The following is a 13,210-nucleotide window of genomic DNA, read 5'->3' on the forward strand; positions in this document are numbered from 1 at the left end:
CTGCTCGGTGCGCGCGGGCGTCGTCAGGACCGGGACCGGCCCGTGGCGCACGCCGTGCCCGCGGACCGGGCACCGCTCACCACCCTACGCGAGGGCGGGGACAGTCAGGACGGCTGGTCCCGGCGGCACCACAGGAAGAACTCGTGGTTGCCGTCCTGGCCCGGCAGCGGGCTGCGCTCCCGGCCCCGGACCGACAGTCCGTGGGCCCGGGCGGCGGCGGCCACGGCCTCGACGGCCCGGGCCCGCTCCTGCTCGCTCGTGACCACCCCCGTGCGCGCGAGGCGCTCGGCACCGACCTCGAACTGCGGCTTGACCATGAGCACGAGGTCACCGCCCGGCACCGTGGCCGCCGCCAGCGGCTCCAGGACCAGGGTGAGCGAGATGAAGGACAGGTCGCAGACCGTGAGCTCCGCCGGGCCGCCGATGTCCTCGGGGCGCATCCAGCGCACGTTCATGCCCTCCAGCACCCGCACCCGGGGGTCGGCCCGGAGCGAGGGGTCGAGCTGGTCGTGGCCCACGTCCACGGCGACCACCTCCCGGGCGCCCCGTCGCAGCAGCACGTCGGTGAACCCGCCCGTCGAGGCGCCGGCGTCGAGGCACCGCTTGCCCCCCACGCCGATGGCCGGGAAGGCCGCGAGCGCTCCGGCGAGCTTGTGCCCGGCCCGGCTGACGTAGTCCGGGACGTCCGCGGGCCGGACCTCCAGCAGGTCCTCGGGGCCGACCCGGACGGAGGGCTTGGTCGCGGGGCGGCCGTTCACGAGGACACGGCCCTCGCCGATCCACCGGGCGGCGACCGTGCGGGAGCGGGCCAGCGCCCGCGCGGTCAGCTCCTGGTCGAGACGGGAGCTCACCGGTGCGCCGCCTCCTCCTGTCCGGTGCCGGGTCGCGGCACGAGGCCGGCGGGGACCGTGCCGGGCTCGGCGTCGAGCTCGGCGACGAGTGCCGCGTGCAGCTCGTCGTAGCGGCCGGGGTGCTCCGCGACCGGCAGCGCCTCCAGCTCACCGGCACGGTCCAGCACGGCGTCCACCCGGGCGTGACCGGTCGGGCGCAGGGCTGCGCCGTCGTCCCCGGCCGGGCGCTGCGCCCCGGCGCCCCCGGTCACTCGCCCGCCTCCCACTCGGGGTCCGGGACCACGGGGACGTCGGTGTCGGGGTGCGCCGCCCACCAGGCCGCGCACGCGGCCCGCCAGGCGTCGAGGTCGTCCTGGGCGCCGCGGATCCGCAGCCGCGTGCCGTCGGTCTCGGCCTCCGCCGCTCCGCAGCGCGCGGAGTGCGCTCCGGCGGAGGACGAGACCTCGACGTCGGGGTACGGCTCGAAGAGCGCGTGCAGGCTCCCGACGACGTGGTCCGGGCGCTCCGCAGTGCACGCGGCGAGGATCGTGTGCACGGTGTCCACCCCGGTGAGGACCGCGATCGTCGCGAAGCCGGCGGCGTTGCCGCCCCGGATGTCGGTGTCCAGCCGGTCCCCCAGCACCACGGGCCGGGCGCTGCCCGCCCGCTCGGCGGCGGTGCGGAAGATGGGGGCCTCCGGCTTGCCGGCCACGACCGGCGGCCGCGCCGTCGTGGCCGCCACGGCGGCCACGAGCGTGCCGTTGCCGGGCGCCAGACCGCGGGCCTGCGGAATGGTGCGGTCGGTGTTGGTCGCGACCCACAGCACGTCCGGGTCGGCCAGCGTGTACGCGGCCTCGGCCAGCTCGGCCCAGCCCAGGCCGGGGTCGAAGCCCTGGATCACGGCGCGGGGCTCGTCGGACTGGGCGCGGACCGGGACCAGCCCGGCCTCCGCGACGACGTCGGCCAGGGCCTGGGAACCGGTGACGAGCACCGCGGTGCCGGCCGGGACCCGCTGCGCCAGGAGCTCGGCTCCCGCCTGCGCGGCGCTCACCACGCCGTCCGGGCCCGTGGGTACGCCCAGGTCCGTCAGGTGCTCGGCGACCGTCGCGACGGAGCGCGAGGCGTTGTTCGTCACGAACACCACGGGCACGCCGTCCTCGGAGATCCGGCGGAGGACCTCCGGTGCGCCGGGGATGGCGTGCGGGCCGGCGTAGACGACGCCGTCCAGATCGCTCAGGACGGCGTCGTACCGGTCGAGCAGCCGCTCAGCCACGCCGCGGGCCGCCGTCCGTGCCGTCGCTCGCCTCGTCACGCTCGTCGTCACTCGCGTCGTCGCCGTCGAGGTCGGTGAGATCCTCGTCGTCGTCCGGGTCGAGGTCGGCCTCGGAGCCGCCCTCGAAGTCGTCGTCCGGGTCCAGGTCGTGCTCCGAGCCCTCCGCCTCGTCGTCCGGATCCAGGTCCGGTTCCTCCTCGGTGCCCTCGTCGAGCACGTCCTCGCTCTCGTCGTCCGCCCCGCCGTCGGGGTCGAGGCCCGGATCGTCGCCGGAGGCCTCGACCGCGTCTGCGGCCGGTGCGTCCGCCGGGTCCGAGGTCGGGTCCTGGGCCGTGTCCTCGGCGTCGGCCAGGACGACGCCGCCGGCCGGCACCTGCTCGGTCTCCTCCTCGTCGTCGAAGTCGACGATCTCCGGCTCGGCGAACTGCCCCGTCCCGAGGGCGGCCTCGGCCACCACGGCCTGCCGGTCCCAGGTCAGGGCCTCGCGGTCCCTCCCGACGCCCCGGAGGGCCTCGGCGTAGGCGCGGAACAGCCGGGGGCTGTAGGGGAAGCCCCGGTTCTTGTCCAGCTGCGGAATGGTCAGCGCGTCCACCGCACCCTGGGCGTCCCCCTGGTCCCGGCGCATGCCGGCCAGCACGATGGCCAGCTCCACCTTCTCGCTGGGCTCGAGCGACTGCACGGCCTCGGACGTCGCGAGCTCCACGGCCTTGTCCAGGCGTCCGAGGGCCCGCTCGCAGTCGACCATCAGGGGCAGGTGGATGTCGGCTCCGGTCATCCGGCGGAACGTGCGCAGCTCCTTGAGCGCCAGTGCGTAGTCACCCGCCTCGTACGCCGCGACGCCGGTCGCCTCCCGCACGGCGGCGATGCGGCCGCCGCGCCGTCCCGCCGCCAGCGCGTGCTCGAGCGCGAGCTCGGGGACGTCGAACAGGTAGCGCCCGGCCATGACCAGGTGCTTGGCGACGGCCTCGGCGTTGCGCGGCTCGAGCGCCCCCAGCTGGGCACGGGTCGGCTTGTCGAGCTCACGACCCGTGATGTCCTCGTCCACCTCGGGCGCCCGGTGACGGTGGGTCGAGACGTCGTCCCGGTCGTCACGCCGGCCCCGGTAGCCCTCGTCGCGGTCCGGGAACCCGCCGCGTCGTTCACCTCGCGGCGCGTACCCGCCGCGACGGTCGTCCTGGCGGTCGTCGCGGCGACCGCGGTAGCCCTCGCCCTCACGACGCGGCCCCCGCTCACCCGGCCGGTCGTCACGCCGGTCACCGCGCGGGGCGTACCCGCCACGACGCTCGTCCTGCCGGTCATCGCGCCGGTCGCCTCGCGGGGCGTAGCCACCGCGACGGTCGTCCTGCCGGTCGTCGCGGCGACCGCGGTAGCCCTCGCCCTCCCGGCGCGACCCCCGCTCACCCGGCCGGTCATCACGCCGGTCACCTCGCGGCGCGTACCCGCCACGACGCTCGTCCTGGCGGTCGTCGCGGCGACCGCGGTAGCCCTCGCCCTCCCGGCGCGACCCCCGCTCACCCGGCCGGTCATCACGCCGGTCACCTCGCGGCGCGTACCCGCCACGACGGTCGTCCTGACGGTCGCGGCCGGGCCGGTCGGCGGCTCCGCGGTCCTGGGAGTTGCGTCCGCGCGCTTCGCCGTCGCGAGCCGGACCGCGCTGCCCCTCGTCGAAACGGCGTCGGGGCTGGGCGCCGGACCGGTCGCCCTCGCGCCCGGCTCCTCCGCCGGACCGGCGGTCGCCGGAATGTCCGTTCCGACGCTCGTCCCGGGACCCGTGCTGGAAAGACTCGGACACGTACCGCTCCTCTGTGCCGACGCGGTGCCGGTCGGCTCTCGTGGATGTCGGCGGTGGCCGGAGAACGGTCCGCCATGATGATCGTTCCCATTGTATAAGCAGGTCCGACGACCCTCTGTCCCGATTCGTCCCCGGCCGCTCCCTCGTCGGATGATGGGCTCATGTCCAAAAAACCCCTCACGTCCCACCTCCTGGTGCGCGTGCTGCTCGGCATCGTCCTGGGCGTCGCCTGCGGTCTGTTCTTTCCCGAACCGCTCGCCCGAGTCTTCCTGACGTTCAACGGCCTCTTCAGCGCTTTCCTCGGCTTCATCGTCCCGCTGCTGATCGTCGGTCTCGTCACCCCGGCCATCGGCGACCTCGGCAGAGGGGCCGGCAAGTGGCTCGGCGTGACCGCCGCCATCGCGTACGCCTCCACCGTCCTCTCCGGTCTGCTGGCCTTCGCCGTCGCCCGCGCCGGATACCCGTGGCTGCTGGCCGGGGAGCGAGACGTCGACGCCCTGGCCAACCCGGAGGAGAGCGCCCTCGCCGGCTTCTTCACGCTCGAGATGGAACCCGTGTTCGGCGTCATGACAGCGCTTCTCCTGGCCTTCTGCCTGGGGGTGGGCATCACCCTCATACCGGGTGACACCCTCCACCGGAGCATGGACGACCTGCGCCGGATCATCATGCGCATCGTGGAGCTGGTCATCATCCCGCTGCTGCCCCTCTACATCTTCGGGATGTTCATGGGGCTCACCATGAACGGACAGATCCTGGTGGTCGTCGCCACCTTCTCGAAGGTGGTGCTCGTCGCCCTGGCCCTGTCCGTCGTGCTGCTCGTCGCCCAGTACGTCGTCGCGGGGATCTACGTGGGCCGCAACCCCGCGACCCTGCTGAAGAACATGCTGCCGGCCTACGCCACAGCGCTGGGCACGTCGTCCTCCGCCGCGACCATCCCGGTCACCCTGAGGTGCGCGGAGGCCAACGGCGTCCGTCCGTCCGTGGCAGGCTTCGTGATCCCGCTGAGCGCGACGATCCACCTCGCCGGGTCCACGCTGAAGATCGTGCTGTTCTCGACGGCCGTCATGACCATCACCGGCACCCCCGTCGACGACGTGGCCTACGTGGGCTTCATCCTCATGCTGGGGATCACGATGGTCGCCGCCCCGGGCGTTCCCGGCGGCGCGATCATGGCCGCCGTGGGTCTGCTCCAGGGCATGCTCGGCTTCGACGAGACCGCGGTGGCCCTGATGATCGCCACGTACATCGCCATCGACTCCTTCGGCACCGCGACGAACGTGACCGGGGACGGTGCCATCGCCGTGGTCATGAACAAGCTCATCGGCCGGCACACCGCGACCGGATCCGCACAGGAGAACCCGGCGGAGCTGACGCTGTCGGACGCACACACCGCTCGGTAGTCGTCCGGCTCCATCCGCTGCGGGGCGGGGCCCCGCAGCGCCCGCTCGGACGGCTCCCCTCGACCGGATGCCGCGGATCGTTCCCGAAGCTCCGCCTTGACCCTAGGTCCGGCGTCGGAGCCATCATCGGGCGGGGCACCCGTGCGGTGCCCCGCCGAGGAGCCGAGGGACGGCGCCGCCGGAGCAGAGGAGCCCTTCCATGACGAAGTACCTGATCTCGTTCCCGAGTGAGGCCATGGTGGTCCCCGAGGAGGATTTCGAGGCGGTGGTGGAGGCCTCGCACGCCGTCATCGAGGAGGCCAAGGCGGCGGGCGTGTACGTCTTCGGCGGCGGGATCGACGGGGCCTTCCCCGGCCGTGGGCCGAGCGGCCCGCGGGACATCAGGGACGAAGCATCCAGTAGAGCTCGGTGACCATGTCGGCAGGGTCGTCCCCCGGCCGCGGCTCGGTCACGTAGACCTCCCACATGCGGTCGCCGAGGGCGAGCCCCTGCTGCCCCGCCCACTCCGCCAGGTGCTGCCAGGATCGCCCGAGGTCGTCGTAGTTGCCGCGGTGCACGGACGTCGCCACGCGAGAGGCGGGCAGCCGGCCCGCCACCACTGCGCCCTTCGGGGAGACCTCCCCCTGCACCGGGAAACCCACCTCCAGGTGCACCGTCTCCGCCGGAACCCCGTGGTAGACGGCCATCGGAGGACCCGTCGGCTCGAACGCCCCGTCGGACATCGCCTGTCCCAGTTCGCCGAAGGCGCGGTCGAAGAACTCCCGCAGCTCACCCATGGCCACCGTTCCCGTCACCACCGCCGTGGGCTGCTCGTCCTGCTCGATCACCCTCGGGGTGAAGGACTCATGGTCGGTCGCATCCATGCCCGCATTATCCGCTGCCGGCCGGTCCCGCGCTTCTGTGACGGACAGCGGTCGGTCCGTGGAGCGTCGGCCGTATCGCGGGTCCGGCTCGCTCGCCGGCGGCAGCGGGGCCCAAGGATGAGCACAGGCCCTCATCGTGGGATGAGGGCCTGTCCCGTAGAGCTCGTGCTGGGTGATGGGTGTTAAATGCGGGGAGCCCCCGCACCGTGTGGTGCGGGGGCTCGACCCTGGTGGTGTGGTCCGGCGGTGTCCTACTCTCCCACACCCTTCCGGGTGCAGTACCATCGGCGCTGCGGGTCTTAGCTTCCGGGTTCGGGATGGGACCGGGCGTTTCCCCCACGCTATGACCGCCGTAACTCTGGTGCCCGACCCCTGCCGGTGCCGGCGGGGGTGGGTAAGTCACTGTGGTTGTCCGCCCGTGGTGGGCGGTATTCAGTTGTGGGTCTTCACCGGCAACCGCGGGGGTTGTTGGTTGGGAGCCGTATAGTGGACGCGGTGTTCTGTGGTGACCCCACCCTTCGTTCCCAACACGTGTTGGGGGTGGGGGTGTGGTGTAAGTTGTCGGCTTATTAGTACCGGTCGGCTGCACACGTCGTTGGTTCGTGCTTCCACCTCCGGCCTATCAACCCAGTGGTCTAGCTGGGGGCCTCTCACACCAAATGGTGTCTGGAAATCTCATCTCGAAGCGAGCTTCCCGCTTAGATGCTTTCAGCGGTTATCTCTTCCGAACGTAGCGAAGCAGCGGTGCACCTGGCGGTACAACTGCCATACCAGAGGTTCGTCCGTCCCGGTCCTCTCGTACTAAGGACAGGTCTTCTCAAATTTCCTGCGCGCGCAGCGGATAGGGACCGAACTGTCTCACGACGTTCTGAACCCAGCTCGCGTACCGCTTTAATGGGCGAACAGCCCAACCCTTGGGACCAACTCCAGCCCCAGGATGCGACGAGCCGACATCGAGGTGCCAAACCATGCCGTCGATATGGACTCTTGGGCAAGATCAGCCTGTTATCCCCGAGGTACCTTTTATCCGTTGAGCGACGGCCATTCCACAATGTACCGCCGGATCACTAGTCCCGACTTTCGTCCCTGCTCGAGCTGTCGCTCTCACAGTCAAGCTCCCTTGTGCACTTACACTCGACACCTGATTGCCAACCAGGCTGAGGGAACCTTTGGGCGCCTCCGTTACTCTTTAGGAGGCAACCGCCCCAGTTAAACTACCCATCAGGCACTGTCCCTGACCCGGATCACGGGCCGAAGTTAGATGTCCAGAGTGACCAGAGTGGTATTTCAACGTTGACTCCACGTGCACTGGCGTGCCCGCTTCACCGTCTCCCACCTATCCTACACAAGCCACACCGAACACCAATACCAAACTATAGTAAAGGTCTCGGGGTCTTTCCGTCCTGCTGCGCGTAACGAGCATCTTTACTCGTACTGCAATTTCGCCGAGTTCATGGTTGAGACAGCGGGGAAGTCGTTACTCCATTCGTGCAGGTCGGAACTTACCCGACAAGGAATTTCGCTACCTTAGGATGGTTATAGTTACCACCGCCGTTTACTGGGGCTTAAATTCTCCGCTTCGCCGTGAGGCTAACAGGTCCTCTTAACCTTCCAGCACCGGGCAGGAGTCAGTCCGTATACATCGTCTTGCGACTTCGCACGGACCTGTGTTTTTGATAAACAGTCGCTTCCCCCTGGTCTCTGCGGCCCTTACCCGCTCGCACCAGCAAGTGGTGTCCACGGTCGGGGCCCCCCTTCTCCCGAAGTTACGGGGGCATTTTGCCGAGTTCCTTAACCATGATTCTCTCGATCGCCTTAGTATTCTCTACCTGATCACCTGTGTCGGTTTGGGGTACGGGCGGCTGGAACCTCGCGTCGATGCTTTTCTCGGCAGCATAGGATCACCGAATCCCCCCACGAATGGGGGTCCCGTCACGTCTCAGGCTCAATGATCCGCGGATTTGCCAACGGATCGCCCTACACGCTTAGACCGGGTCTACCATCGCCCGGCTCGGCTACCTTCCTGCGTCACACCTGTTAATACGCTTACCTCCCCGGTTCAGGTCCCACGCTCCCCGGTGCCGGCGGCGACCAATGGTCACCGCATGGCCCGGTTCGGGTGGTTAGTGTCCCCGGTTCGATAGGGGCGGTTCTTCGCCGGTACGGGAATATCAACCCGTTGTCCATCGACTACGCCTGTCGGCCTCGCCTTAGGTCCCGACTGACCCAGGGCAGATTAGCTTGACCCTGGAACCCTTGATCATCCGGCGGACGGGTTTCTCACCCGTCATTCGCTACTCATGCCTGCATTCTCACTCGTGTGGGCTCCACCACTGGGTCACCCCGCAGCTTCACTGCCCACACGACGCTCCCCTACCCATCGCACCACCTGAACCGGTCCGAAGACCGGTTGGGTATCATTGGTGCAATGCCACAACTTCGGCGGTGTACTTGAGCCCCGCTACATTGTCGGCGCGGAATCACTTGACCAGTGAGCTATTACGCACTCTTTCAAGGGTGGCTGCTTCTAAGCCAACCTCCTGGTTGTCTAAGCAACTCCACATCCTTTCCCACTTAGCACACGCTTAGGGGCCTTAGTTGGTGGTCTGGGCTGTTTCCCTCTCGACTATGAAGCTTATCCCCCACAGTCTCACTGCTACGCTCTCACTTACCGGCATTCGGAGTTTGGCTGACGTCAGTAACCTTGTAGGGCCCATCGGCCATCCAGTAGCTCTACCTCCGGCAAGAAACACGTAACGCTGCACCTAAATGCATTTCGGGGAGAACCAGCTATCACGAAGTTTGATTGGCCTTTCACCCCTACCCACAGCTCATCCCCTCCATTTTCAACTGAAGTGGGTTCGGTCCTCCACGCGCTCTTACACGCGCTTCAACCTGGCCATGGGTAGATCACTTCGCTTCGGGTCTAGATCACGCCACTCACTCGCCCTATTCAGACTCGCTTTCGCTACGGATACCCCTCACGGGTTAACCTCGCGACGTAACACTAACTCGCAGGCTCATTCTTCAAAAGGCACGCCGTCACCTTGTAGGGCTCCGACGGTTTGTAGGCACACGGTTTCAGGTACTATTTCACTCCCCTCCCGGGGTACTTTTCACCTTTCCCTCACGGTACTGGTCCGCTATCGGTCATCAGGTAGTATTTAGGCTTACCAGGTGGTCCTGGCAGATTCACACGGGATTTCTCGGGCCCCGTGCTACTTGGGTACGCGTACCGTGCGGCAGCAACGATTTCGTCTACGGGACTCTCACCCTCTCCGGTCCGGCACTCACACCGGTTCGACTATCGCCCTGCACTCACACGCCCGGGCCGGCAGACCCAGGACGACACGCCCCACGACCCCGATGATGCAACCCCTGCCGGGTATCACACACCATCGGTTTGGCCTCTTCCGCGTTCGCTCGCCACTACTGACGGAATCACTGTTGTTTTCTCTTCCTGTGGGTACTGAGATGTTTCACTTCCCCACGTTCCCTCCACACACCCTATGAATTCAGGTGCGGGTCACCACGCATAACACGCGGCGGGGTTTCCCCATTCGGAGACCCTCGGATCACAGCTCGTTTATCAGCTCCCCGAGGCTTATCGCAGATTACCGCGTCCTTCATCGGCTCCTGATGCCAAGGCATCCACCGTGCGCCCTTAAAAACTTGCCACATGATCACAGAACACACCGATACCACCACCACCACACCCCAACGGGGCACGGCAGCGGTATCTCGGCGATCAATCACGAACACGGCACCACAACCCACCAGACACACCCCCAACCCTTGCGGGAAGAGGAAGCCGTCCGGCTGCCTGCGGCACCTGTTCTTAAGATGCTCGCGTCCACTATACAGTTCTCAAACAACAACCCGCACACCCCGCACACTGGTGGTTAGCGGCCCCCGAAAGGGACACGACCACCGGCAGGACGCCGGGAACCTGCGACACAACACCCCCACCCCCCACCAAAGGGGACGGGGCCTGTTGTCTCAGGACCCAATAGTGCGCCACGGACCACACCCACCACCGGACCGGTTCTCTTCCACCACCCACACCGCACGAACCCCACAGGGTCCACCACGATGGGACAGGTACTAGGACCCGACCCGGCCGGCAACCCCCACACCCGCCGGATCGGAACCCGGGAAGCACAGGAGGAGTGCGGCCACTTGCTCGTTGATATTCCACCCATGAGCTCACCCCACCAGCACCACGGACGGGCACTAGGGCGGGGGCGACCACCACACGGCGGTCAACGGCTCCTTAGAAAGGAGGTGATCCAGCCGCACCTTCCGGTACGGCTACCTTGTTACGACTTAGTCCCAATCGCCAGTCCCACCTTCGACGGCTCCCTCCCACAAGGGGTTAGGCCACCGGCTTCGGGTGTTACCAACTTTCGTGACTTGACGGGCGGTGTGTACAAGGCCCGGGAACGTATTCACCGCAGCGTTGCTGATCTGCGATTACTAGCTGTTGTGGGTCATGAGGTTCTTGGCGTGGGTGCGTCGATGAGATGAGGAACGGGCTCCTCGTCACAGGATGGAAGTTCCTACACCGTCCGTCCGCGCGAGAGAGCCCGTTCATGACCCACGTTAACGCACCCCTGACCCCGACCGGCCGGCTGCGCATGGTGTTGCGCCACCTCGACGACGGCATCCCCAAGGCCCACGTGGCCGCGGAGTTCCGCGTCAGCCGGCCCACCGTGGCGACCTGGGTGGCCCGCTACCTCGAGTCCGGCGAAGCCGGGCTCACCGACCGTCCCTCGACCCCGCGGCACAGCAGCACCCGCACCCCGGCGGCGGTCGTGGACCTCATCGAGCGCTGGCGCCGCAAGCACAAGTGGTCAGCGCGGCGCATCCACCGCCACCTGGTCGACCGCGCCGTGGCGATCAGCCTGCGCACCGTCGGCCGCTGGCTGCACCGGCTCGGGATCTCCCGCCTGCGCGACCTCACCCCCGCCGGCGAGAACACCCGCAGGACCCCGGGACGGATCCGCGCCGCCTGGCCCGGGCACATGGTCCACCTGGATGTGAAGAAGGTGGGCAGGATCCCCGACGGCGGCGGCTGGCGGGCCCACGGCCGCGGCTCCACCGCCGCGAAGGCGGCCAAGCGCGGGGCCGGGGCCAAGGTCGGCTACACCTACCTGCACTCGGCCGTGGACGGCTTCTCGCGGTTGGCCTACACCGAGGCCCTCGAGGACGAGAAGGCGGTGACCACCATCGGGTTCTTCTGCCGGGCGAGAGCCTTCTTCGCCGCCCACGGCATCACCCGATTGAACCGCGTCGTGACCGACAACGGCGCCAACTACCGGGCCAAGGACTTCACCCGCTGCGTGGAAGCCCTGGCCGGCCGCCACCAGCGCATCCGCCCCTACACGCCGCGGCACAACGGGAAGGTGGAGCGGTACAACCGCCTGCTGGCCGACGAGGTGCTCTACGCCCGCCCCTACGCCAGCGAGCAGGCCCGCCGGTACGCCATCGGGGTCTGGGTGAACCACTTCAACTACCATCGGCCCCATACCGCCTGCGGCGATCAGCCCCCGGCCTCACGCACCCCGGCCCGTGCCAATAACGTCATGCCCTCTTACAACTAGCGACTCCGACTTCATGAGGTCGAGTTGCAGACCTCAATCCGAACTGAGACCGGCTTTTTGGGATTAGCTCCACCTCACAGTATCGCAACCCTTTGTACCGGCCATTGTAGCATGCGTGAAGCCCAAGACATAAGGGGCATGATGATTTGACGTCATCCCCACCTTCCTCCGAGTTGACCCCGGCAGTCTCCTATGAGTCCCCACCATCACGTGCTGGCAACATAGAACGAGGGTTGCGCTCGTTGCGGGACTTAACCCAACATCTCACGACACGAGCTGACGACAACCATGCACCACCTGTCCACCAGCCCCGAAGGGAAACCCCATCTCTGGGGCGGTCCGGTGAATGTCAAGCCTTGGTAAGGTTCTTCGCGTTGCATCGAATTAATCCGCATGCTCCGCCGCTTGTGCGGGCCCCCGTCAATTCCTTTGAGTTTTAGCCTTGCGGCCGTACTCCCCAGGCGGGGCACTTAATGCGTTAGCTACGGCGCGGAAAACGTGGAATGTCCCCCACACCTAGTGCCCAACGTTTACGGCATGGACTACCAGGGTATCTAATCCTGTTCGCTCCCCATGCTTTCGCTCCTCAGCGTCAGTAACAGCCCAGAGACCTGCCTTCGCCATCGGTGTTCCTCCTGATATCTGCGCATTTCACCGCTACACCAGGAATTCCAGTCTCCCCTACTGCACTCTAGTCTGCCCGTACCCACTGCAGACCCGGGGTTGAGCCCCGGGCTTTCACAGCAGACGCGACAAACCGCCTACGAGCTCTTTACGCCCAATAATTCCGGACAACGCTTGCGCCCTACGTATTACCGCGGCTGCTGGCACGTAGTTAGCCGGCGCTTCTTCTGCAGGTACCGTCACTCTCGCTTCTTCCCTACTGAAAGAGGTTTACAACCCGAAGGCCGTCATCCCTCACGCGGCGTCGCTGCATCAGGCTTCCGCCCATTGTGCAATATTCCCCACTGCTGCCTCCCGTAGGAGTCTGGGCCGTGTCTCAGTCCCAGTGTGGCCGGTCACCCTCTCAGGCCGGCTACCCGTCGTCGCCTTGGTGAGCCATTACCCCACCAACAAGCTGATAGGCCGTGAGCCCATCCAAAACCAGTAAAACCCTTTCCACCACCCACCATGCGGTAAGAGGTAGTATCCAGTATTAGACCCAGTTTCCCAGGCTTATCCCAGAGTCAAGGGCAGGTTACTCACGTATTACTCACCCGTTCGCCACTAATCCGCCCAGCAAGCTGGGCATCATCGTTCGACTTGCATGTGTTAAGCACGCCGCCAGCGTTCGTCCTGAGCCAGGATCAAACTCTCCGTCAAAAAAACAACGAAAACATCAAACCCCGGCTGAAAATGTCGCCACCACCCCACGGAGGCAGGACGGCGACAACCAATCAACCGAATAAAACATCCGGTATCAACAAACATGGCACACTATTGAGTTCT

7 protein-coding genes, 3 rRNA genes, 2 pseudogenes and 1 other annotated feature are annotated in these 13,210 nt (G+C 66.8%); of the genes and pseudogenes, 4 read left to right on the top strand and 8 right to left on the bottom strand.

The window, feature by feature from the left end; translation table 11 throughout:
- Positions 1–104: 104 nt before the first annotated feature.
- From EQG70_RS11495 to EQG70_RS18330, 4 genes are read right to left on the bottom strand one after another with little or no spacing between them, the layout of a single operon-like run.
- Positions 105–851: a TlyA family RNA methyltransferase gene (locus EQG70_RS11495; RefSeq protein ID WP_109244424.1), complete on the bottom strand. Its 747-nt coding sequence runs from the start codon at positions 849–851 to the stop codon at positions 105–107.
- On the bottom strand, positions 848–1,102 hold the full coding sequence (locus EQG70_RS11500) for a hypothetical protein (protein ID WP_109244423.1): 255 nt from the start codon (positions 1,100–1,102) through the stop codon (positions 848–850). The genes EQG70_RS11495 and EQG70_RS11500 overlap by 4 nt, the downstream gene beginning before the upstream one ends.
- Entirely contained in the window at positions 1,099–2,103 is a 1,005-nt protein-coding gene (locus tag EQG70_RS11505) for an HAD-IIA family hydrolase (RefSeq protein ID WP_109268731.1), read from the bottom strand. Before EQG70_RS11505 ends, EQG70_RS11500 begins: the two co-directional genes overlap by 4 nt.
- Complete coding sequence (locus EQG70_RS18330; protein ID WP_197723073.1) at positions 2,096–3,148, bottom strand: ICP22 family protein; 1,053 nt, start codon at positions 3,146–3,148, stop codon at positions 2,096–2,098. The genes EQG70_RS11505 and EQG70_RS18330 overlap by 8 nt, the downstream gene beginning before the upstream one ends.
- Before the next feature lie 18 nt (positions 3,149–3,166).
- Between EQG70_RS18330 and EQG70_RS11515 the strand changes: the two genes are divergently transcribed.
- The 3 genes and pseudogenes from EQG70_RS11515 to EQG70_RS18335 form a co-directional block, all read left to right on the top strand.
- Complete coding sequence (locus EQG70_RS11515) at positions 3,167–3,973, top strand: hypothetical protein (RefSeq protein WP_138976471.1); 807 nt, start codon at positions 3,167–3,169, stop codon at positions 3,971–3,973.
- An 83-nt stretch (positions 3,974–4,056) separates the two neighbouring features.
- Positions 4,057–5,295 carry a dicarboxylate/amino acid:cation symporter gene (locus tag EQG70_RS11520; protein WP_109223005.1) on the top strand — a complete coding sequence of 413 codons (1,239 nt, stop codon included), beginning with the start codon at positions 4,057–4,059 and terminating at the stop codon, positions 5,293–5,295.
- A gap of 199 nt (positions 5,296–5,494) precedes the next feature.
- Positions 5,495–5,635, top strand: a pseudogene (locus tag EQG70_RS18335) (transcription initiation protein); the annotation flags it as partial.
- Between the two features lie 40 nt (positions 5,636–5,675).
- Here EQG70_RS18335 and EQG70_RS11530 read toward each other — a convergent pair.
- The 3 genes from EQG70_RS11530 to EQG70_RS11540 form a co-directional block, all read right to left on the bottom strand.
- The gene (locus EQG70_RS11530) at positions 5,676–6,158 is read right to left on the bottom strand and encodes a GyrI-like domain-containing protein (RefSeq protein WP_109268728.1); all 483 of its coding nucleotides are present in this window, start codon (positions 6,156–6,158) and stop codon (positions 5,676–5,678) included.
- 238 nt (positions 6,159–6,396) lie between these two features.
- Positions 6,397–6,513 (bottom strand): 5S ribosomal RNA (rrf, locus tag EQG70_RS11535).
- Positions 6,514–6,707: 194 nt separating this feature from the next.
- Positions 6,708–9,836, bottom strand: a 23S ribosomal RNA gene (locus tag EQG70_RS11540).
- 612 nt (positions 9,837–10,448) lie between these two features.
- Positions 10,449–10,720 (bottom strand) — a sequence feature (16S ribosomal RNA rRNA prediction is too short).
- 75 nt (positions 10,721–10,795) lie between these two features.
- Here EQG70_RS11540 and EQG70_RS18910 point away from each other — a divergent pair.
- Positions 10,796–11,659, top strand: a pseudogene (locus EQG70_RS18910) (IS481 family transposase); the annotation flags it as partial.
- Between the two features lie 33 nt (positions 11,660–11,692).
- Here the strand turns inward: EQG70_RS18910 and EQG70_RS11550 are convergent.
- Positions 11,693–13,084, bottom strand: a 16S ribosomal RNA gene (locus tag EQG70_RS11550).
- Together the 16S, 23S and 5S rRNA genes form the textbook arrangement of a ribosomal RNA operon.
- Between the last annotated feature and the right edge of the window lie 126 nt (positions 13,085–13,210).

The sequence above is a fragment of the Kocuria rosea genome, assembly GCF_006094695.1.
Classification (GTDB): domain Bacteria; phylum Actinomycetota; class Actinomycetes; order Actinomycetales; family Micrococcaceae; genus Kocuria; species Kocuria rosea.